This window comes from Verrucomicrobia bacterium S94, from assembly GCA_004299845.1.
Taxonomy (GTDB): Bacteria; Verrucomicrobiota; Kiritimatiellia; order Kiritimatiellales; family Pontiellaceae; genus Pontiella.
Genome location: CP036201.1, coordinates 3,238,830 through 3,260,714, shown reverse-complemented (window position 1 = coordinate 3,260,714; position 21,885 = coordinate 3,238,830). Strand labels below are relative to the sequence as shown.

22 protein-coding genes are annotated in these 21,885 nt (G+C 53.0%); 12 read left to right on the top strand and 10 right to left on the bottom strand.

Translation table 11 applies throughout. The features are described from left to right. Nucleotides 1-21 precede the first annotated feature (21 nt). Complete coding sequence (locus tag EGM51_14345; GenBank protein QBG48523.1) at nucleotides 22-1,323, bottom strand: RsmB/NOP family class I SAM-dependent RNA methyltransferase; 1,302 nt, start codon at nucleotides 1,321-1,323, stop codon at nucleotides 22-24. Between the two features lie 73 nt (nucleotides 1,324-1,396). On the opposite strand from EGM51_14345, the gene EGM51_14340 reads away from it, so the two are divergent. After that, the gene (locus EGM51_14340) at nucleotides 1,397-2,557 is read left to right on the top strand and encodes a nucleoside-diphosphate kinase (protein QBG48522.1); all 1,161 of its coding nucleotides are present in this window, start codon (nucleotides 1,397-1,399) and stop codon (nucleotides 2,555-2,557) included. 75 nt (nucleotides 2,558-2,632) lie between these two features. Next, nucleotides 2,633-3,829, top strand: a complete 1,197-nt coding sequence (locus EGM51_14335; GenBank protein ID QBG48521.1) for an aspartate/tyrosine/aromatic aminotransferase — start codon at nucleotides 2,633-2,635, stop codon at nucleotides 3,827-3,829. A 51-nt stretch (nucleotides 3,830-3,880) separates the two neighbouring features. Here the strand turns inward: EGM51_14335 and EGM51_14330 are convergent, their stop codons facing one another. Continuing rightward, on the bottom strand, nucleotides 3,881-5,641 hold the full coding sequence (locus EGM51_14330; GenBank protein QBG48520.1) for an ABC transporter ATP-binding protein: 1,761 nt from the start codon (nucleotides 5,639-5,641) through the stop codon (nucleotides 3,881-3,883). Between the two features lie 189 nt (nucleotides 5,642-5,830). On the opposite strand from EGM51_14330, the gene EGM51_14325 reads away from it, so the two are divergent. From EGM51_14325 to EGM51_14305, 5 genes are all read left to right on the top strand, one after another. Continuing rightward, nucleotides 5,831-6,253, top strand: a complete 423-nt coding sequence (locus EGM51_14325; protein ID QBG48519.1) for an Rrf2 family transcriptional regulator — start codon at nucleotides 5,831-5,833, stop codon at nucleotides 6,251-6,253. Between the two features lie 4 nt (nucleotides 6,254-6,257). After that, nucleotides 6,258-7,448 carry an FprA family A-type flavoprotein gene (locus EGM51_14320; protein ID QBG48518.1) on the top strand — a complete coding sequence of 397 codons (1,191 nt, stop codon included), beginning with the start codon at nucleotides 6,258-6,260 and terminating at the stop codon, nucleotides 7,446-7,448. Nucleotides 7,449-7,671: 223 nt separating this feature from the next. Then, nucleotides 7,672-7,836, top strand: coding sequence for a rubredoxin (locus EGM51_14315; protein ID QBG48517.1), 165 nt, complete (start codon nucleotides 7,672-7,674; stop codon nucleotides 7,834-7,836). A gap of 250 nt (nucleotides 7,837-8,086) precedes the next feature. Then, on the top strand, nucleotides 8,087-8,416 hold the full coding sequence (locus tag EGM51_14310; GenBank protein ID QBG48516.1) for a hypothetical protein: 330 nt from the start codon (nucleotides 8,087-8,089) through the stop codon (nucleotides 8,414-8,416). A gap of 56 nt (nucleotides 8,417-8,472) precedes the next feature. Beyond that, a complete protein-coding gene (locus tag EGM51_14305; protein ID QBG48515.1) occupies nucleotides 8,473-8,868 on the top strand; it encodes a hypothetical protein in 396 nt (131 codons plus the stop codon). A 1-nt stretch (nucleotide 8,869) separates the two neighbouring features. Here the strand turns inward: EGM51_14305 and EGM51_14300 are convergent, their stop codons facing one another. The 7 genes from EGM51_14300 to EGM51_14270 all read right to left on the bottom strand — a co-directional run bounded on the left by EGM51_14300 (nucleotide 8,870) and on the right by EGM51_14270 (nucleotide 15,737). Further along, complete coding sequence (locus EGM51_14300; protein QBG48514.1) at nucleotides 8,870-9,211, bottom strand: hypothetical protein; 342 nt, start codon at nucleotides 9,209-9,211, stop codon at nucleotides 8,870-8,872. A gap of 3 nt (nucleotides 9,212-9,214) precedes the next feature. Continuing rightward, nucleotides 9,215-9,475, bottom strand: a complete 261-nt coding sequence (locus EGM51_14295) for a GlsB/YeaQ/YmgE family stress response membrane protein (protein ID QBG48513.1) — start codon at nucleotides 9,473-9,475, stop codon at nucleotides 9,215-9,217. Between the two features lie 285 nt (nucleotides 9,476-9,760). Then, complete coding sequence (locus EGM51_14290) at nucleotides 9,761-11,539, bottom strand: DUF2062 domain-containing protein (GenBank protein QBG48512.1); 1,779 nt, start codon at nucleotides 11,537-11,539, stop codon at nucleotides 9,761-9,763. 105 nt (nucleotides 11,540-11,644) lie between these two features. Then, a complete protein-coding gene (locus EGM51_14285; protein ID QBG48511.1) occupies nucleotides 11,645-12,643 on the bottom strand; it encodes a hypothetical protein in 999 nt (332 codons plus the stop codon). A gap of 276 nt (nucleotides 12,644-12,919) precedes the next feature. Continuing rightward, nucleotides 12,920-14,296, bottom strand: a complete 1,377-nt coding sequence (locus EGM51_14280; protein QBG48510.1) for an alkyl/aryl-sulfatase — start codon at nucleotides 14,294-14,296, stop codon at nucleotides 12,920-12,922. Nucleotides 14,297-14,366: 70 nt separating this feature from the next. Then, nucleotides 14,367-15,206 (bottom strand): SDR family oxidoreductase, encoded by an 840-nt coding sequence (locus EGM51_14275; protein ID QBG48509.1) that lies wholly within the window; start codon nucleotides 15,204-15,206, stop codon nucleotides 14,367-14,369. A gap of 84 nt (nucleotides 15,207-15,290) precedes the next feature. Then, a complete protein-coding gene (locus EGM51_14270) occupies nucleotides 15,291-15,737 on the bottom strand; it encodes a MarR family transcriptional regulator (GenBank protein ID QBG48508.1) in 447 nt (148 codons plus the stop codon). 135 nt (nucleotides 15,738-15,872) lie between these two features. On the opposite strand from EGM51_14270, the gene EGM51_14265 reads away from it, so the two are divergent. From EGM51_14265 to EGM51_14255, 3 genes are all read left to right on the top strand, one after another. Next, entirely contained in the window at nucleotides 15,873-16,739 is an 867-nt protein-coding gene (locus EGM51_14265) for a sulfite reductase subunit beta (GenBank protein QBG48507.1), read from the top strand. 123 nt (nucleotides 16,740-16,862) lie between these two features. Continuing rightward, the gene (locus EGM51_14260) at nucleotides 16,863-18,008 is read left to right on the top strand and encodes an ATP-binding protein (GenBank protein QBG48506.1); all 1,146 of its coding nucleotides are present in this window, start codon (nucleotides 16,863-16,865) and stop codon (nucleotides 18,006-18,008) included. Between the two features lie 60 nt (nucleotides 18,009-18,068). Further along, nucleotides 18,069-18,776 (top strand): hypothetical protein, encoded by a 708-nt coding sequence (locus EGM51_14255; GenBank protein ID QBG48505.1) that lies wholly within the window; start codon nucleotides 18,069-18,071, stop codon nucleotides 18,774-18,776. Between the two features lie 76 nt (nucleotides 18,777-18,852). On the opposite strand, the gene EGM51_14250 is transcribed toward EGM51_14255, so the two are convergent. Continuing rightward, nucleotides 18,853-19,236: a DUF814 domain-containing protein gene (locus tag EGM51_14250; GenBank protein QBG48504.1), complete on the bottom strand. Its 384-nt coding sequence runs from the start codon at nucleotides 19,234-19,236 to the stop codon at nucleotides 18,853-18,855. 92 nt (nucleotides 19,237-19,328) lie between these two features. Between EGM51_14250 and EGM51_14245 the strand changes: the two genes are divergently transcribed. Next, the gene (locus EGM51_14245; GenBank protein QBG48503.1) at nucleotides 19,329-19,739 is read left to right on the top strand and encodes a gamma-glutamylcyclotransferase; all 411 of its coding nucleotides are present in this window, start codon (nucleotides 19,329-19,331) and stop codon (nucleotides 19,737-19,739) included. A gap of 64 nt (nucleotides 19,740-19,803) precedes the next feature. Then, complete coding sequence (locus tag EGM51_14240; GenBank protein ID QBG48502.1) at nucleotides 19,804-21,771, top strand: response regulator; 1,968 nt, start codon at nucleotides 19,804-19,806, stop codon at nucleotides 21,769-21,771. Nucleotides 21,772-21,885: the final 114 nt, after the last annotated feature.

Below are 21,885 nucleotides of genomic sequence, written 5' to 3'. Positions count from 1 at the left end.
ACTTCGGCCTCGCGGCGTTTTTTAAGTCTCTCTTCTGAGGCGGGCAATAAACATGCCGTCTCCGGGACCTTCCCACGGCCAGATCTGCAGTTGTCCTTCGGTTTCCTCTCCGGTGAGCGGATGGGTAAACGGTTCCGGTTTGAAATCGCGGTGCTGGTCGAGAAAGTTCATGACCACTTCTTCGGTTTCCGGCCGGGTAAAGGTGCAGACGGCATAAATCAGCAGTCCGCCGGGTTTTACACACCACTTCACATTATTCAGGATTTTGAGCTGACGGCTTGCACACTGGATGACATCGCGGCGCGAAGTGCGCCAGCGCGCATCCGGATTGCGGTTCCAGGTTCCCCAGCCGGAGCAGGGGGCATCAACGAGCACTCCGTCGAAGGTTTTGGTAAAGGGTTCATCATTCGCGGCATTGAACGGCTGTGTACGTATACTTCTGATACCGTATTTTCGTGCGCGCTTTTTCAGCTCTTTCAAAGCAGGAATACGGATATCGGAGGAGAGGACTTTTCCTTCTTCCATCAGGTCGGCCAGATGCAGTGATTTTCCGCCGGCCCCGGCGCAGCAGTCCCACCAGTCGCCGCCTTTTTGCGGATCAGCAACGAGACCGACGCATTGTGAGGCCAGGTCCTGCACAACGAACCTTCCGGACAGATCGCCCAGCAGATGCTGAAGGCTGATTCCGGGATCAAGGGATACGGCGGCTTCAACCCGGCTGTGCGTTTTACTCGATACACCTTTTTCGGTGAGAGCGGAAGTAATGGTTTCCGCGCCGGATCGTGTACGGATCCAGGCGGGCGGTCGCTGCTGGAAGGCGTGGATACAGGCTTCCTCTTTATCAGGATCGACCACACTTCCGAATTCCGGCAGCACCAGGTCGGAAAGTTCCAGCGGCTGGAAATTCTTACGGTCGGCGAGCAGTTCGTTGAGGCGGTTGCATTTCTGCTGCACATTCAGATCGCCCATACATTCCAGAGGAAAGGGCAGATGCAGCCTTTTTTCCAGATAGAGAAAACTCTGCGAAAGTGCTGTGGATTCGAGTGCACTGCCCAGCAGGCAGGCTTCAGAGGGGGGGAGTCCGATTTTTCTGACGCTCCAGCCATACCATCTGAAATAGGAAAAGACGGCCTGGGCCAGAAAACGGCGGTCGCGTGAGCCGAGTTCACGGCGCGAACGGAGGAATCCCTGAAGCAGGGCATCGGCCGGTCGGCCTTCGTCGATAACGAGGGTTGAAAAGTCCGGCAGAAGCTCTTCAAGAAGCTCTGCATGACGCCGGACAACCTTTTCCGGAAGCGGTTTTTGCTGGAGTTTATTATCCATAAAGTCTCATTTGGGGGTTGAGCCTGTAAACGTTGATCGGTATGAAGTGCACCAATTCTTCAGGAGGATGTAAATGTCAAAGGAACTTGGATATGTATTAATTACCCCGTACACGTTGCGTAAATCGCGTACCGGCGGGGTATTGGGTCGGTTGATGAGTACTACCGGGCTGGAGCTGGTTGCGGCCCGTATGATCGGCCCGAGCCGTGAACTGGTTAAACGGTATGCGGATCTGATCCGCAGCGAAGATGAAGTCTGGCCGGAAATCCGCGAGGTACTTTCTGAATATATCGAACGCGAAATGGCTCCGATGGAAGACGGGCGGGTACACCGCGTTCTGATGCTGTTGTTCGAAGGTGAAAATGCCGTGCAGAAACTGCGCGATGCCATCGGAGGATTTGAAGATTCCATCGAAAGCGCAGATACGATCCGCGGTACGTTCGGGGATTATATCAAGGACAATGAAGGCAACGTGACTTATTTTGAGCCGGCGGTACTTGCTGCACCGACGGTTGAAATCGCGAAAAAGACCATCGGGCTCTGGGCGGAGTTTTCTGAACAGGACGGCGGTATTCTGGATAACACCATCCGTATGGCTGATGAAAAGGATGCGGAACAGGCACTGGTGATTATCAAGCCCGATAACTTCACATTCCCGAGCTCCCGGCCGGGCAATATCATTGATATTTTCTCCCGCTCCGGTCTTCGGCTGGTCGGCACGAAAGTACAGAAAATGAGTCTGGCGCAGGCGCAGGAATTTTATGGTCCTGTCCAGAATGTGCTTCGTGAAAAACTGGGCGGTCGCGCCGTGGATAAGGCCTGCGAGGTGCTGAAAAAGGAATTCGGTTTTGAAATGCCGGCCGAAGTACGGGAAGCCCTGGAAGGCACATTAGGTCCGGCATATGGTGATGACCAGTTCTACAGCATCATGCAGTACATGACCGGTCTCTGGGCACCGGATGTGGATGCGGATTCCACCATGGCTGAGGGCGTTGCACGCAGTATGGTGCTGGTTTATGCCGGTGAAAACGCCATTGAAAAAATTCGCGGCATTCTTGGTCCGACAGATCCGAGCAAAGCGGAACCGGGTTCGGTACGTAAAGAATACGGAACCGATATTATGGTTAACGCCGCGCATGCTTCGGATTCACCGGAAAATGCACAGCGCGAAATCGGTATTCTGAAAGTGGACGAAGACACGATTACGCGTTGGTACAATGAGTATTATTCCTGATGCGTGAACGGGAGAGTCGTGGAGCTGCCGCGGCTCTTTTTTATTATCCATCATTCAAATTACGGAGAGATAAACATGTGGAAAGAAATCGAAGCTGCTCCGGCAGATGCAATTCTCGGGCTGACCGAGGCGTTCAAAAAGGATGAAAATCCAAACAAGGTCAATCTCGGCGTCGGCGTATTCAAAGATGATGAAGGTACGACCCCGATCCTGAACAGCATCAAGACCGCCGAGAAAAAGCTGGCCGAGACCGAAACCACAAAAAGCTATCTCCCCATTCCCGGAAATCCGGCCTATGGCGCGGCTGTTCAGAAACTGCTGTTCGGTGTGGACAGCGAAGTGATCCGCTCCAACCGGGCGGCCACACTGCATACGCCGGGCGGAACCGGTGCGCTGCGTGTCGGTGCCGATCTGCTGAAAAAATTCCGGCCGGATGCAAAAGTCTGGGTAAGCACGCCCACCTGGGCCAATCACAAAGGGATTTTCAGTGCCGCCGGTTACGAGATTGCGGACTATCCGTACTACAATCCGGAAACCAAAGGCGTGAAATACGATGCATTGATCGGAACGCTGGAAAAGGTTCCGGCCGGTGATATTGTGCTGATGCACGTCTGCTGCCATAATCCGACAGGAGCCGATCTGGTCGGGGAGCAGTGGGATGCGGTGGTCGAAATCGCCAAAACCAAAGGCTGGATGCCGTTCCTTGATTTTGCCTATCAGGGCTTTGGGGACAGTATTGAGGAAGATCGCACGGCCGTTGAAAAATTTGCTGCCGCCGGCCTTGATTTTGTAGTGGCGAGTTCGTTCTCGAAAAACTTCGGTCTGTACAATGAACGGACCGGTGCATTCACCATCGTCACCCCCTCGGCCGAAGAGACCGCGGTTGCGCTCAGCCACGCAAAGCTGACGGTTCGCGTAAACTATTCCAATCCGTCGGCGCACGGTGGCTTGGCGGCGCTGACGGTGCTGGAGGATGAAGCGCTTTACAACCAGTGGATCGGCGAGGTGGCCGGCATGCGCAATCGGATCAAAGAGATGCGCGCAGCCCTGGTCGATGGTCTTGCGGCACGCGGTGTTGAGCAGGATTTCTCCTACATTAAAGAACAGCGCGGCATGTTTTCTTTCAGTGGACTCTCCGATGAAATCGTCGAGTGGCTGAAAGTGAATAAGTCGGTTTATATCGTGAAAGGCGGGCGCATCAACGTCGCCGGTCTGACCCGTAAAAACATCGACTATGTCTGTGACGCCATTGCGGAAGCGCTGAAGGCGTAAATCACAGTTCCAATCTCTGGAGAGCCCGGTTTATTGCCGGGCTTTTTGGGTTCAGTGCTGGAGCTGCTGCATTTCGTAGAAAATGCCGCGGAGGTCGTGCAGTTCCTGATAGGTGCCGGTTTCGGCTATGCGGCCGTCTTGCATGACAACGATGCGGTCGGCCTGACGGATGGTGGAGAGGCGGTGGGCCACAATAAAGGTGGTGCGGTTCTGTACCGCGCGGTCGATGGCTTCCTGCACCAGTTTTTCTGAAACGACATCGAGGGCGGAGGTGGCTTCGTCGAGAATGAGGATTCTGGGATTGCGGATCAGCGCGCGGGCAATGGCGATACGCTGGCGTTGGCCGCCGGAGAGGCGGGCACCGTCTTCGCCGATCCGGGTTTCCAGGCCTTCGGGCAGTTCTTCAATGAATGCCGTCAGATTGGCGGCTGCGAGCACTTCGCCGAGTTTAGACTCGGAGACGTGGTTGAGGCCGTAGGTAATGTTTTCGCGGATGGATCCGGAAAAGAGGACGGTTTCCTGTGGAACCACGGAGATGAAGCGGCGGACGGTGCGCATGTCGAGTTCGGCCATATCGATGCCGTCGAAGAGAATTCGTCCGGAAGAGGGCCGGAGAAAACCGATGAGCAGCTGGATGAGCGTGGATTTTCCGGCACCGGAAGAGCCGACCAGTGCAATGCATTCTCCGGGTGCTACGGGCAGGGTGAAATCGGATACGCTGTGGTGATCGCTGTTTTCATAGGTAAAATGAACCTGCTCGAAATCGACACGTCCTTTGAGGGTTTCGAGCGTTTCCCGTCCGGTATCCTGTTCGAGGTCGGGACATTCCAGCACTTCGCCGATGGAGCGGATGGATTCCATGCCCTTGGCAATCTGGGGAATCATGCCGAGCAATTGACTGACTGCGGCAACCAGCATGGCAAACAGGCTTTGAAACAGAATGATTTCTCCGGCGGATATCCGGCCCTTCATGCACAGCCAGCTGAGCAGGGCAAGGGCAACGATGAGCGAGAGGTGGAAGGTTGCCCAGGATGAGGAACCGAAAAACGCGTTGATGAAATCGAGCTTGAGTCCTTCACGGCTGACAGCGCTGAAAGTGGAACGGGAGCGGCTGACGGCGGTATCTTCCAGTCCGTGGGCGCGGGCGATAGGGATCATGTTTAGCATTTCCACAGTTTCGGAGGACATCTGTTCAAGTTCAGATCGGTATGCGTTGTTCTGCCGGTTGATGTGTCGACGGAAGAGTGCGGTGATGCCGACGGAGAGCGGTACCATGAGCAGGTAGAAGAGCAGCAGCTGCGGGGCGCGCAGGGCGGTCAGGATGATGGCGAAAAGAAACCCGACGATGATGGACATGCCGACTTCGCCAAGCATCATGCAGAGTGTCTGAATCTGTTCTGCATCACGCAGGACTTTGGCCTGCAGGCGACCGGATTCGGTGCGGCTGTGAAAGGGAATGGAGAGCTGCTGGAGCCGTTCAACCAGTGCGCTGCGAAGCCGGTTTTCCATTTCACGAACGGCATGGCTGAGCATGTAGATATAGGCGGTATGGGAAAAAATATTCTGAAAAACGGAAAGGGCCATCAGACCGAACCAGAGCGGAAGGCGGTCGATGCGTCCGTTTTCTTCGGTGAAGGCGTTGATGATTCCGGTAATGAAAACCGGCAGCAGGCAGACGGGAAGATATTTGAAGCCGAAAAGACAGGCAATTGCGAGGTAGTGATACCACCGGCGGTTCAGCAGGTAGAGCATGGTTTTCAGCGGACGGCTGCTGCGGTAGGCATATTCAAGCGGTCTGAGAGGTGTGTTCATTGATAATCCGGATTCAGATGGAAGGTTAACGGTCGCGTTTTTATACGGCCTGTCCGCAGGCTTGGGGAGCAGTTTTTTTAAGGAATCCGGTTCCGGGGCGGGCAGTTGTTGATATTTAGATGAAGTCTAAATGGATCATTTGCCGGGGTTTCGGTAAAGAGGTACGCCATTGCTTATTCAGGAAAAGGTATGGCGGATATTATAAAAATTTCGGATGCAACGGCGCTGGCGATGCATTCTCTGGTTCATCTGGCGCTTGAGCCGGATCACGTATCGACGACCGCAAAAATAGCCGATGTGTTCGAAGCGTCGCGGCATCATTTGGCCAAAGTGCACCAGAAACTGACCAAAGCGGGATATGTGGCATCGAGCCGCGGTCCGGCCGGCGGCGTTTCACTGGCCCGGGATCCGGCGGAAATCACCCTGTTGGAGATCTATGAACTGATGGAGGGCACGATGCTGTGTAAACCGTGCCTTTTCGGCAAGGCGCGCTGTCCGCGGAATGACTGCGTGCTCGGAGCGCTTCTGCCGGATCTGGCGCGGCAGGTGCATGATTATTTTGAGAAAACAACGGTTGCGCAGCTGGCGCAGGAATCTAACTGGGGAAACTGACTGAATGAATACCGAACTACGCGAAGGCATCAACTGGGTGGGCTATATCGATTGGACGGTCCGTGATTTCCACGGCTATAAAACCGAAAGCGGTTCCACCTATAACGCTTATCTGATTGAAGATGAATACAATGCGGTGATCGACGGCGTGAAGGGGCAGTATGCCGATTACCAGGTTAAACGCATCGCCGACCGGGTCGGTCTCGATACCATCAAATATATTGTCTGCAATCATGCCGAACCCGATCATTCCGGAAGTCTTCCGGACCTGATGAAGGCCTGTCCGAATGCCGTGATGGTCTGCAATGCAAAATGTAAAGATGCGCTGGAGAAACATTATGATACTGCGGAATGGAAATGGCAGGTGGTTAATGACGGCGATACAATTCCGCTGGGAAAACGTTCACTGAGCTTCATCAATACGCCGATGGTGCACTGGCCGGAATCGATGTTTACGTATGTGTCCGAAGAAAAACTGCTCTTTTCCATGGATGCTTTCGGGCAGCATTTTGCGACGGCCTTCCGTTTCGACGATGAAGAACCGCTGGATGTGATTCTGCAGGAAGCGAAAGCCTATTATGCCAATATCGTAATGCTTTACGGCCGCCCGATTGCCCAGACACTGGATAAAGCCGCCGAGCTGGAGATTGAAATGATAGCCCCGAGTCACGGCGTGATCTGGCGCAGCCATATTAAGGAAGTACTGGAGTCTTATCGGAAATGGGTCGTCTGTAAGCCGGAGCCGAAAGTGATTGTGATGTTTGCCACCATGTGGGGAGCTACCCGCAAAATGGCGGAGGCCATTCTGGAAGGAGTGCAGGAGTATGAAGTGGAGGCGCGTTTTTACAGTGTGGATGCCACACACTCCACCACCATTGCCACCGAGGTGCTCGATGCTGCCGCTGTCGCCATCGGTTCTTCTACACTCAACAATACACTGATGCCCAATATGGCCGGTCTGCTCTGCTATCTCGGCGGCTTGCGCCCGACCAACAAAAAAGGCTTTGCTTTCGGTTCCTACGGCTGGTCGAAACGCGGCGGGGCTTCCGAAGTGGAAGACCGCATGAAGGATATGAAAATCGAACTCATGCGCGAACCGATCCGTTCGCAGTATGTTCCAACCCCCGAACTCCTTGAAATTTGTCGTGAAGCGGGGCGCGAATTAGGCAAATATGCCGAGCAGTATAAAGATTAAGGAGTTCATGAATGAAATGGGTATGTACCGTCTGCGGGCACGTTCACGAAGGCGAAGAGCCGCCGGAAACCTGTCCGCTCTGCCATGTTCCTAAAGATCTCTTCGAGAAGAAAGAGGATTAGGCAGCATTGGCCGCAGGGTTGAATTTCCAGAGAGAATCGCCTTGCGGCCTACGGAAAAGATGGGGATATTCAGGCCGATTTTGAACCAAGGAGTATAAAGCATGAAGAAATATATCTGTGATGTGTGCGGTTGGATCTACGATCCGGAGGTTGGTGACCCGGACAGCGGAATCGCACCGGGAACTGCATTTGAAGATATTCCTGACGATTGGGAATGCCCGGAATGCGGCGTCGGTAAAGACGACTTTTCCGTCATCGAAGACTAAACCGTCCGAATTCGGTTTGCTAAACCGTCCTGTACACTGCAGGGCGGTTTTTATTTTTTCAACTTTGAACCAGTGGTTTATACCAAACGTTAAAACTATCCGGCATAAATCTGATCCCGCGCAAAGGCGCTGAGGCCGCAGAGAAATTCAGACATAAACGGCTTCGCGCTCTCAGCGTCTCTGCGCGGAATAACGCTGTCATTAAGACCGGAATGTTTTAGTAAATGGTATTAATCTACACGCATTGAACATGAAACGCATTAAACACATTCTGGTTCTGGTGGGGCTGTTTTTCGCGGCAATGCCCTGCTGTACGCATGCAGACGGGCATACGGAGCACAACGATGAAACTATTGTGCTTCCGGAGCTTTCATGCTGTGGCCATGCCTGTGAAAAAACGGTATGCCCCAAAGACCTTGATGTGGAAAAAGAGCGGACTTTTTCTTCCGTTTCCGTATACCGTCCCTGCCCGCCGAAACCGCTTTTTACGGTATTCGCTGTCACGGCCCTACACATGCCGTGCCGGCCGGTTCTTCATGACGTGCTCTCGGAACTCAAAACCGTGCGGCTGCTGACCTGATTTCCGGATTCCGGAATCCCGCCATCAGAAACCGAAATTGAATCAGGAGAGAAATTATGAAAACGGTATTTTCCGCTGTTACCGCAGCAACGCTGATCCTGTGTGGATGCAGCACCATGAAAACAGGTGAAACCGCGCTGGAAGTGAAATCCAGCAGCGAGGTTCGCATTACCAACGTCCGTGTATCGAATACCGCATCCGGAATAACCGTGACCGGAACCCTGCGCCCGGCGCGCAGTACAGTCCGTTTAGCGGGGCACGTGGACATTGAATTCATGAATGCAGACGGCGAACTGCAGAAAGCAATCAGAGTCGATCCGAATGTCGGCCATTTTTCGAAACACACGAATATGCGCCGACCGGAATTTTCGGTGTCGACGAAGTTGAATGAACCGATTGCCGTCATTCGGGTGGCGCATCATGCCGATGCCCTGAAAACCTGCGGGCTTTAGCCTAATCTTCCAGACATTGGAAAACCGCTTCGGCGGTTTTCCGGTTAATCGAAACGAGCACGGTGACGTGCTCGTTTTGTTCGCTTTCCATCGTGGGGTCGCCGGCGCACGCGCAACCCGGCGTTAATGATTCATAAAATAATCCCACCTTCACCTGAATAAACTCTTCATCCGACGACTGGCTGATGATCATCACTTCGACCGAATCCGCAACCGCGAAACTGCCCGAGCTCAGTCCCTGCTGCAGCGGCAACGCGTTTTCAAGTGTTGGAAGTTCGGCTTTGAAGATGGTATCAAAATCGCAGGAGTCCCAGGCCCGAACACTTTTAGGCAGCGTCGTCACGGCTTACTTTTTTGAAATCAGGCTTGCGGTAAAAAGAAGAATTAATGAGCCCACCAGCGATGCGACGAGCGGCTCAAGCCACTTCCCGTCAATATGGATGCCGATCACGTTGAACAGCCAGGTGCCGAGGAATGCGCCGATTACGCCGACAATGATATTGCCGATCAGGCCCAGGCCGCGGCCCTTCAGAATCAGACCGGCCAGCCATCCGGCGGAACCTCCGATGAGAAGTAAGACGATGAGTTGTTCGGGATTAATGTCCATGTTTCGTCCTTTATAGGTTGTTTCGATGATGCTGTTTTTTTTTAAATCTTCATTTTTAACGAGCTCGAATACCTGACCTGTCCCCATACGTTGGATAGAATCTAGTGAGAGTCCTTCCGGGTTAGGTTTTCTTTCTCTGGATGCAACGCATCGATCTATTGGATGAATTTAGCAAAGCCGAAATCCGATTTTTCAGGATTCGTAAAATTCATCAACCAATCCAGTTCGCCATCCGGTCCGGTAATATAACCAGTACAGACTGGTGGCGATAGACGGAGTCGGCCATTAGAAGATGCCTTTTAATTTATCCTTAAACTCTTTGGCTCCGTCGGATTCGAGGGCTTTGTTGAGTTGCTTTTCAGCCTCTTTTTTCACCTCGGCTTTAGCCTTTTCCTTGGCGGCGTCGACAGCGGCCTCTTTCAGGTTTTCGTCGAATTCAACCTTCACCCGCGGCAGGAGCAGGGAGCCGTAGAGCTTGCCGGGGATTTCCAGTTTGCCGAGGCTGTTGAGGATGTCGTTGTCCGTTTTCAGATCGTGAACCGTCAGGCTGAACGGAAGGTCGAGATTTGCGGCTGAGAATTCACCATTAAGCGACAGATCGGCTTTCCCTTCTTCAATATTCAGTTTATCCCCGGTTTTCACCACGTCGGCAATATCGATGTTTTTCACATGGGCCATGAGCGTATGCATCAGGTTCGGGGCTTCGAAATGCAGGGTCACTTCGGCCATGGGTTCGGAGCCGTCTTCGGGAACCAGCCGCAGCATGGTCGGTTTGGCATTGAGTCCCGGATGGCTGGAGACTTCGGTACCTTCCAGCTTCTGGAGCGGATAGCCGGGTCCGAGTTCAACCTGATCGATCTCGATTTTACGGATCGTCAGTTTGGGGTGGTCGGTCACGAGGTCGGCTGCCGCTTTCAGATAGCCGATTTTCCGGGCTTCGTCCACTGCGGCACGTTTGTCGGCCTTTGCTGCTTTTTTTTCGGTTTCGCCGGAATAGAGCTCACCGGCTTTTTTCAGGTATTCATATACCTTTTCGCCGTATCCCTTCCACTTTTCGGCCTGAGCCAGATAGTCGTCGAGGGTTTTGCCGTCCACCTGCTCCTCTTCCCGGGGTTCCTCCTCTTCGGTCGGCTGATCCCCCGGAATGTCAAAAACTCTGCCGGGTGATTCGCGTTCTACGTCGAATTTAAGGATTGAGCCGGCGAGCAGATCAACGGTATAGGTGCGGCGCAGCAGATCGCTGACGCTGAGATCGGCAACCATCTGATGGATTTGAACAAGGTTGTGCGTCGGTTTTTCCGGATCGGTTACCTGCAGGTTTTCGATGCCGACTTTACCGCTGCCGAGACTGAAGTGCGCCTTTTCAATATCCACCTGCGCACCGGTCTGTTTCACGATGGCCGTCCGGATTGCTTTTTTAACAAGCATATTGGCGAACAGCAGATCCATCAGCAGACTGACGACCAGCACCACCGCCACCAGAATGATACCGGATTTGCGGAAGAGCGGGGATTCCTTGGCCAGAACATCCGACATGGCAACCTTCTGTTTGCCGAAAGCGAGCCACATCAGGAAACGGGAAAATTTATTACCGACCGCTTTGCCGACCTTTTCATGTTCGGCGGCTTTCACCATCTGTTCACGGATTTTTGTGACCGTGGCCGCCATGAATTTACCGAAAACAATCCCGGTAATCAGTGCAAAGGGAAGACTGCCGATCATGGAATAGACATTCAGATCCATCAGGGCCAGCACCGGCGTATTGGCCAGTTTGGTGAAAAGGCCTTCGAGCCCCATGCTGTGGATCATGAAAAAGCCGGTGTGGAAGGTGATGACAGAAAGTGAAAAGCCCAGAATTTTACCCACGGCCACACCGAGCAGCGCAAAACCTACATTGGCGTTTAACAGCAACGTAATCAGAACCGCCAGCAGCAGCGTCAGGCTGAACGTCGGATTGAACCCGATCAGCACGCCCAGAAACGCCCCGAGAAAAATTTCCCGTTTCCCCGCGCCGCCGCGCAGCATTTTACCGATTTTCCGAATAAGCTTAAATGAAACGACCATGATGCATCCTCCATGAAAATAAAGGTGAAGGGTAATTCCTTATGCCCTTCCCGGTCAACCGGTTTCGATGACGATGCCGTGCTGCAGGCCCGGTGCCGGCGCCGGTTATTCGGTTTCGATAACGATGCCTTTGAACATGTGGCGGGCGGTGGTGATGTTGGAAAGGTCGGGGTTGATTTCGCCGTCAGCACCCGAGATATGGCCGTGCCCTACGAGTTTGGCGAGTACTACGGAGGGTTCTGTGTTCAGTTCGGCGGTATAGACGAGAGAGGGCTGTCCGTTCGGATTTTTCAGGTAAACGGGGTCATCAGTGATGTTTTCTTTATTGAAGTACTCGTTGTCGTCAAAGGATTTGTTCACTTCAACCAGCAGTTTCAGGTTCTTTTTTTCGGGATATTTGGAATGCAGCGAAAAACTGGTGAGGGGAGTGGCGGCGGAGAGGCCGTCGACCACGGCGGAGCCGGCATCGGGCATATAAAGGCCGTCGGCCGATTTTATCCCGCGCGCATGGCTCCAGACCGGCAGGGCACCAGGCCGGCGGTTTTTGCCGCCGCTGTAGTTTCCGGTGGCTGATTTTCCGGAGACATACAGGGTTTCCAGATAGGTGCCGTCGGCATCCTCCAGCCAGACGGCGACTTGTGGAATGGAGGTGATGACTACGCCGTCGGGGCGTGTGGTTTGCGAGCGGTATTCCGGTCCGGCCCGGAAGTCGATGGTTATAGTACGGCCGTCGGTCTCTGATTTTGTGGTGATGACATATTCCGTTTTTTTCCGGATTTCATCCTGCTTCCGCAATGATTTTCCGAAGCCTACAATCTGTTTAAAGGGGAAGAGGGAATAGGCGATCCCGACGATATAAACGGCGACCACGCCCAGCAGCACCGGTAGCAGAAATCGGGTTTTCTTTTTGGTGGCGTAGTTTTTCAGGGGTTTGAAGTTGTTGAAAATATGAAAGAGCGCCAGCACCAGAAATGAAAAACTGAAGATCACGTGGAAGGCGGAGAGGCGCTGGTTATATTTCCATATATAGCTCAACACGCCGGTTACGGCCATCCCGATAAACATCAGTGCAATAAACAGTGATACCAGCGCTCTTGATTTCATATATCCTTCTCCATTTTATCCCTGCAGAACAGAATCCGCATCTTACTGCATCAGGCGAGTTTCTTCAGACGCGGTATTACCCGATCCGTTCGAAATTAAAACCATACTTTGCTCTGTTCGCCGGATTCAAGTTTGTTGGGGTCGTGTGTGCAGGCGCCCCTACAGCGTTGGCGGGTTTGGTTTGGGGGATTGCCGGAATGGTGAAGCCGGCACGAAGGGTTCGGTTGTAGGCCCGGTGCCCTCACCGGGCGGAGGTGTGGTGAACACGGTTTGGGTTTAAAACCAGATTCCGCTCAGTTCGCCGGATTCGAGTTCATTGGCGTAGCTCAGGTAATAGTTCCGGTTTGGGGCGTTGTATTCCCTCTCCGCCAGCGCACGCAGTGCCGTTATTTTTGTTTTCCGGGCAAGTTGCCGGTCGCCATCCTCCAGCCATTTTAAATGGTCGGAAAGTTCGAGTGCCCATTGGTAATCGCCCGCCGTCAGCGCGGCTTCCATCTGTTTGGTAAGCGATTGCGTACCACCGGCAAGATCGGCCGTTTTTCGGGCTTTAATACGAGGTTCGAGCGGATTGAGCGTGGTCGGATTGCCATCAAACCAACCGAGCAGGCCGGCATAAATGGCACGAACGGCATGCGGCACGGTACCGTAGAACTCGATGAGATAGGATTGATCTTTCAAATGCGCCGGCAGTTTTACTTCATGCGCAATTTGATCAGGACTTTTGCCCGCATTGATCCCTTCTACCGTCTGGTCATACACACTGCGGATGGCTTCACTGTAATTTTTCAATGCAGCAGTTGCGGCAACCGGATCAAGCATCGGCATGGTGTGCCCCGGAACCAAACGCTGCGGTTTAAATGTCGCCATTTTTGCAACGCTGTCGGACCAGTCCAGCACATCCCGGTAAACGGTGCCGCGAATGGCATACAGGTTGGGGAAGGAGTGGTAAAAATTATCACCCGCAAAAAGTACTTTCTCGTTCGGCATCCAGACAAACAGCGCATCGTCGGTCTCGCCCGGGCTGAGGTAGAACTCGAGTTCAACGCCTGCGATCACCGTTTTATAGCCATCCTCGGAAATCCGAACGGTTGGGGGCACAAAACCTTCGCCGCCGTCGTGATCTTCCGTGCCGGCCGGGGCCACACCGCGGTTGGTCTGTTCTTTCGGCGGCAAGTTGCGCCCAAACTGGCGGATATTCCGTTTACCCTTGACCGGATTCACATCTTTGTTGATGCCGCCCTCGGCGGAACCGAAACCTGCGGTGGCATAGATATCCGGCGTGCCGTTTTTCATAAAAGCGGCTGCCCCGCCGATATGGTCACCATGACTATGGGTATAGATAATGGCCTTGACCGGTTTATCGCTGTATGCCCGGAACGCTTTCAGGGCTTTCGCCGCGCTGGCCGGTCCTTTGAGGGTGTCGATGATAATCACCCCGTCGTTGCCGACAATCATTGAAGTGTTGGCGCCGTGGAATCCAACGGCTGTAAATACGTTGTCGGCCACCTTCACAATCTGCTGCTCGAATTGTTTGTTCTGACTATGCAACAGATCCCGTGCCATCTGAGGGTCGACCTGGGTGCCTCCGAATGCGGCATAGGCAGACAGTATAAAAACGGACAGCAGGGTTCCCTGTTTTAATTTATTTGTCATTTCAGATCTCCTTTCCTGAGCGGAGAGACGGCGTCCGTACAGCGAGGCCGCCGTCTCCGGTGCGGTCTGATCATTTCCAGGCATTGGAATTTTTCCGGACGAATTCCTCGAAGCTGACCGGCGGTCGGCCAAGGACCTGTTCCACGTCGGACGTCGTCGGTTCGGTCCAGCCGTTGCGGACCGCCTGATAGAGTGCAGCAAGAAACTGTACATGACCTTCGGGCATGCCGTTATCACGTGCCCCCTGCAGCATCGTTTCTTCCGTAATGGCCTTATAGGTAATCGTTTTTCCGGCGGCTTCGCTGATGAGTGCCGCCGCTTCGGTGCGGTCAAGGGCGCGCGGGCCGGTCAGATTGTAGGCTTGGTCGGTCAGTCCCTGTGCAAAAGCGGAGGCAGCGACGGCGGCAATGTCCTCTACGGAAATAAAACTGGTTTTTGCATCGTCCGCTGCCAGGAAAAAGGCACTGGCCTGTACGATCATCGGCGCAATAAATCCGGTGGAAAAGTTTTCCATGAAGAAATTAGGGCGGGTAATTGTGTAAGGCACACCGGAATCCATAAGGATGCGTTCCACACGGCGCAACGGAGATTCTTCGTTTGCATCTGCGCCGAGAGCGGAGTTGAATACGATATGCTTTATGCCGTATGCAGCGGCCCGTTCGATAAAGGGTTTAAGCAGTTCGGGCGACGCCGGATCCATCGGTGGAGCCTGTAGGAAAACGGCATCGACGCTTTCGAGTGCCGGGGCGAAGGTTTCCGAATCATTAAAATCGAAGCGGACGGTTTCCGTTCCGGTATTCAGCTTTTCGGGATTCCGCGCTCCGGCTTTGACGGTGATATTTTCGGATTTCAGTGCTTCAACAACTGCACGACCGAGGTTTCCGGTTGCTCCTGTAACGAGTATCTTCATTTTTTTGCTCCTGTTCTGTTTGGTTTAAAAAGTTCGTGGCCGAACAATTAGTATTGGTTTATGCTCGGGGATGTGACGTGTTTTTCAGGTATTTTTCAGATTATCCAGAATCTGTGAGAGCAGTTCGATCAGCTTTTCCCGGTCGGTCTGCGGCATATCGCCATAGAGTTTTTCCAGCATTCCGGTTGATATGCGTTCAAAGGCGGGGCGGATTTCCCGGCCTTTTTCCGTGAGCTGAACCAGTATTACGCGCCTGTCTTCCGGACTTCGGAATTTTTCCACATAACCGTGGTGTTCCAGTGTATTGATCATGCCCGTGACGGTGGATTTTACGCGGCCGGTTTTTTCGACAATCTCCTTCATGGCAACGGGGTGCTGCTGCTGGAAGAGAAAAAAGAGGACGATGCCGTGCGCGGAGAGAATGCCTTTGATGTTCTCTTCTTTCAGGCCCTGTTCAATAAACAGGGCGGCGTGCTCCCGAATGCGGCCGATCTGCGCCATAATTCCATTGATATGTGGTTTCTCTGTCATGAGGCGTATTAATAGTTCGACGCCGAACTAAAGTCAACCCTGCAATTGAAATAAAATATAAAATGAGCAAATGGCTGGCTGTTTACTGGAAAAGCCGGTGTATCGGGTCTACAACCTCCGGCTTTGCGAAAGGAAATGACGATGGAAAAGAAATACCGCTGCGCTATTCGGCAGAAACAGAAGGGGATCTTTGCGCTTCGGTTACGGGCGGTTGGCGGAAATCTGACTGCGGCGCAGCTGCAGGCGGTTTCCGTTGTTGCGGAAAAATACGGAACCGGAGGCGTTCATCTGACCACGCGGCAGGGGATTGAAATCCATCATGTTCAAGGTGCAGATCTCGACGCGGCGCAGGCGGTGCTGGAAGCCGCCGGATTGAAAATGGGGGCGGAAGGGAACCGGGTCCGCATTATCATTGCCTGTCCGGGGCAGGCATCGTGCCGTTTTGGATCCATCGATACCCAATCGGTGGCCGCGAAACTGGATGAACGCTATTTCCGGATGGAAATGCCTTATAAAGTGAAATTCGGCGTTACGGGCTGTCCGAACAACTGCGGCAAAGCACGCGAAGCGGATATCGGAATTATGGGTACGCGTATTCCCCGCTGGGCCGGCGCGGACTGTGTTGGGTGTGATGCCTGTATTGCATTCTGTGTGGCCGATGCGATCCGCAACGAAAAGGGACAGTATGTTCGCGACGCAGAAAAGTGTATCAACTGCAGCGCCTGTGCGGTCCGTTGTCCGAAAGCATCCTGGCAGACGGTTTCCCGGGGCTATACGGTATTGATCGGCGGTACACTCGGCAAACGGCCGCGACTCGGAATTCCGCTTGCCGCGCACCTTCCAACCGAAGAGCAGGCATTGGCGCTGGTGGATAAAACCCTGCAGTTCTACAAGGAGAACGGGCGGCCCCGCGAGCGGCTCGGGCATATGCTGGACCGTCTGGGAGAGGATGCTGTTAAATCGGAAATTATAAAAAACGAGTGTGATACGCAATTTGCGTAACGCATAACGCGTAGTCAGAATCCGGAATCATAAAACAGTCATTCCGCGCAGCACCGGTCATCGAAAAGCTGAATTGACTTTGTTGTCATTATTACGCACATTGCGTAACGCAGGAGGCGTACTATGAGAAATCCCTTTCAATACGGCGGTGTGGTGTCCGGCGAATCATTCTGTAACCGGACCCGGGAGACCGCCGATTTGCGGCGGTCGGTGGAAAATGCCGAAAAGCTGTTTGTCTATTCGGAGCGGCGGCTTGGTAAAACTTCGCTGATCCGGAAGGTGCTGAAGGAACTGCCGGAAGAGAAATACCTGACGGTTTATATCGACCTTTGGCCAACCGACGGAGAGACCTCGTTTGTACTCACCTGCGCCAAAGCCTTTTCGGAATCGATGGCCACGACGACGGATAAACTGCTGCACACCGCGAAAACCTTTTTCAGCCGGCTGGTGCCGTCGGTATCTGCCAACGACGACGGAAAGCCTGTGGTAACTTTCAGTTTTGACCAGAAACGTCCGGATATGCCCCTGATTGAAGAGGTATTGGCGATGCCGGTGAAATCTGCCGAAAAAACAGGCCGACGTGTGGTAATTGTTTTCGATGAATTTCAGCAGATTCTGGAATATGAAAGTGATGCGGTGGAACGGCTGCTGCGCAGTTCCATCCAGCACCAGGCCGATGTCGCCTATATTTTCTGCGGCAGCCGCAAACACCTGATCCGGCAGATGTTCATGGACTCACAGCGTCCGATGTACCGCTCGGGTTCGCACTATCCGCTCGGTTTGATTGCTGAGGATCACTGGCAGGATTTTATCGCCGGAAAGTTTGCCGAGACCGGCAAGCGGATCAGTCCCGAAGTGATTTCCGCGATCTGCCAACTGACCGAAGGCCATCCCTTTTATACCCAGCATCTCTGCCATCCGCTGTGGGAACTCTGTGAAGTGGGCTGTGAAGTGCGTGAAGAGATGATCGCCCAGGCCACGGAACTGCTGCTTCAGCGTGAAAGTTATGCGTTTATGAACCTCTGGGATTCGCTTACCCGGAATGCCCGCCGTCTGCTGAAAGGTGTGGCGGCTGAAGGTGCCGGAACGCAGGTTTTTTCCTCGGATTTTATTCGGAAATATCAGCTCGGGTCTTCGTCCAATGCCCAGCGGGCGGTGGATGTGCTGCTGAAAAAGGATATCATCGACAAAGAGGAAAGCGGCATCGTGATTCCTGACCGGTTTTTCCGGCTCTGGATCAACAGTAAGCAGAATCAGATGAATGGATGAATGCGGTTTCTATAACATTCAGCATGAAAATACTTTAAGATAAAATAGTTTCGGCGCATTGTGAACAATGTGTCCGGTCAGCAGGGGGGCGGCGGCTTCCGCGGTGAATACTACAATTGTACGATAGTTTCCAACCGGACGACCTCCTCCTATTCTGGAGGAGGGGTGTACGACGCAACCGTAAGAAACAGTATTGTATACGGTAACTTCTACAACACGATCACGCCGGATGATCTGACTTCCGTATCCGCATACAACACCTGTTCACCGGATGTCACGCATGGTTCGGACGGTAACATCACCAATACTCCGGTCTTTATCAACCCAGCGGCCGGAGACTACCGTTTATCGGCAGGATCGCCCTGCATTGATGTCGGAAGCAATGCTTATGTGATGGTTGCAGTTGATCTGAACGGCAACTCCCGAATCGTTGGCACATCTGTTGATATGGGTGCCTACGAGTATGCCGTTTCTTCTGATACGGATGGAGATGGTGTGGACGATGCGGATGAGCTGATTGCCGGCACAGACATCAACGATCCCCTCGACTATTTCCACATCTCCAGTGCATCCAATTTTGCCTCAGGTACCATCCTGAGCTGGGATGCCGTCAGTAACCGCCTCTACTCGGTCTACTGGACTGACGATCTGGCTGGCACCCCGTTTGTTGAGCTGACCAACGGCCTGACCGAGGGAAACTTTGAGGATACCGCCGGCGCGGGCTACACCAACGGTTTCTACATGATCAAGGTCGAGCTGGCACCTTAGGCAAGGCGGTCTGACGGCGCCCGCGAATAAAGTATATCATCCAATTCCCACGATCGTGGAAGACGGATGATATACTTTATTCGCGGGGAAGGGCGGGGCGGACTTTGATGGTTTTTTCGCGCTTGACGGTGACGCTGCCGGGTCTGGCGCCGCGGGGTTTTCCGACATGTTTGGCTTCGGTGTATTTTACGGGTACATTGCCGGCGTTGCGGGCTTTGGAGTGCCAGGCTGCGATGGCGGCGGCCTGGCGGATAAGGGCATTGCCGGGTTTTTCTCCGGCGGGGTGGCGGAGAATGACGTGGCTTCCGGGTACGCCGTGAACATGAAACCAGAGTTCTTCCGGGCGAGCGGTTTTCAGACTCAGCAGATCGTTGTCGCGATCGGTTTTTCCCGCCCAGGCCTGAAAACCTCCGGACAGTTCATATTTCCAGCAGTCGGGTTGAAGGTTACGCTCTTTCATTGTTCTGTTCGTTCGTGATTCGTTAAAGCTTAATTGGATTGCTAAAAAGGCCGCATCAACGTACATGGGTTTTCAGCGATTAACAATTAAGGATGAGCTATATGAATCTGTTTGCCTATGGAACATTGATGTGGCCGGAGGTTCTGGAGTCGGTGACGGGGCGGCGGATAGCCGGAACAGCGGCGGTGCTAAGGGGCTATCGACGGCTGCGCGTGAAGGGAGAGCATTATCCGGTGGTTGTCCCGTCGTCTGCGGACTGTGTAGAGGGGGTACTTTACTGCGGGCTTACGATGCAGGAGTTCCGATTACTGGACGATTTTGAAGGAGATCAATATGACCGGATTGAAGCAGACATAGGCGATGATACGGCTTTTGTGTATGTTCTTTCCAGCGATTGGAAACATATCGCGGATTCGCAACGCTGGAATCCGGAAGACCTTAAGCCGGAACAGTTGGCGGAATTCTGCTCGGAATACTGTGGCTGGGATAAAATTCGGGACTGAAATTTACAGTAAAATCTGACGTTTTAGACATTGAGCATAAGTGTTTTTTATTTAATGTGAGAGCATGTCTAAAGACAGTCAGCTTGAAAAGCGGTTTCATTTCTTTCAATCGCTCGCATTTAAACAGAGTCTGGTTCTATTTCTTTCTGCCTCCACTCTGCTTTTCGGGCTGGGTATTTACTATATTCAGCGGGTTTCAATGCTTATCGATAATGAGCTGCTCGAAGATGCCCGTGTACCTGTGCAGCTTGTGCGTTCCGGAAAACTGCCGATTGAAGTGGCGCGTGATCTGAAGGCGCTGAACAGTATGATTCCAAGTTCGGTCATTCAGTCTTTCATCACCACTGAAGAGGGGAATGTGCTTTACAGTGATGACCGTGATATGGAGGGGACTACAGCGGGAAACGCCACTGCGTTTACGAATTATCCGGGACTGATCCGTTGGGAAAATGATTCAACGCTGGCAATTGCTGAAGAGCATGGCCGGCGCCGGATTTTCATTACCGTTCCTCTGCATCTGCCGGGGGAGCAGGCGAAGACCTGGTATCTCACATTGGACGGGGCACGAAATCACAGGCGTAAACAGTGGGTAGTGCGCCTTTTTCTCAGCGGTTTTACGGCGAGTATTCTGCTTATTTCTGTAATGGGTGCGGGTCTGGCTCACTGGATACTGCGTCCCCGGCTGCGGTGCATTACGGAATGCCTCGAAGCCATTGAGCAGGGTGATCTCAGTTCGAGGGTCAAGCGCGTCCGCAGTACCGATGAGTTGGGTATTCTCGGTCGCGGAATGAATAAGATGGTTACCAAACTTGCCGGGCAGCGGGCGGAACAGGAGCGTCTGCTTGAAGCACTTGAAGCGGCCAGGAAAAATGCAGAAAATGCCAATCGGACCAAGAGTGAATTTCTGGCTAATATGAGCCATGAAATCCGTACACCGATGAACGGTGTGCTGGGGATGGCGCAGCTTATTCGGAATACAGAACTTAACTCCGAGCAGAAAGAGTATGTGGAAACGATTGTTTCCTCCGCCAACAATCTGCTGCGCATTATCAATTCGATACTTGATCTGTCGCGCGTGGAGATGGGAGGGCTTGATCTGATGATCGGCAGCGTTGATATCCGCAGAATGATCGGCGAGCTGCAGACCCTGTTTATCCCGTCCGCAACTGAAAAGGGCCTGGAACTGATTGTAAGGTGTTCAGAATCGTTGCACCACGTCTGCACCGACGAGGGATTGATCCGCCAGATTCTGATTAATCTGCTGGGGAACGCCATCAAGTTTACTTCGGAAGGGCATGTAAAACTCACGGTCGAACCGGTTGAATGCCACGGGAATGAATGCTCCATTCGGTTTTCTGTTTCGGATACGGGTATTGGAATATCGGAAGAGGAACAGCAACTGATTTTCAGAAAATTTACTCAGGTGGACGGGTCGCATGCACGTGCCTACGGCGGTACAGGGCTGGGACTCGCCATTTCCCGGAAGATGGTCGAACAGCTGGGCGGGCGCCTGACAGTGCGCAGTGCTAAAGGCGAAGGATCGGAATTCAGTTTCACGATAACCGCTCATATCGATCAGTTTTCGCCGGAGAAATCCGGAGCCGCGGCCGACCGTGCGGAAGCCGCTGAGCGGCTGAATCTCGATGTGCTTGTGGTGGAAGATAATAAACTTAATCAGCGGGTTCTCAAAACAATGCTCGAGAAACTGGGATGCCGGATTGTGCTGGCTGAAAATGGGAAAGAAGCCCTTGATCTTCTCAGGTTGGTCATGCCCATTGAAGAGCGCCCCCGGTTTGACCTCATTCTGATGGATATTCAGATGCCGGTTCTCGACGGGCTCAAAGCCACCGGTATGATTCGAGCTCAGGAGGGCGACGACCGGAGAACCCCGATTGTGGCCATTACCGCGCACGCCATGAAGGGGGATCGCGAGAAATTCATGGAACAGGGTATGGATGCGTATATTTCGAAACCCATTCGACAGCAGGATCTGGTGGAAATAATAAAGCAGTTTGCGGGAACTTCGCGGTGAAAAGAATCAGCGGTTTCTATTTTTTGTTATTATTCTGTCTGTTTTTTCGCCATTCACGTATCTTAATAGATGAATTTAAGTAAAACGAAAGAGCCTCATGATACCCAGTCGCGG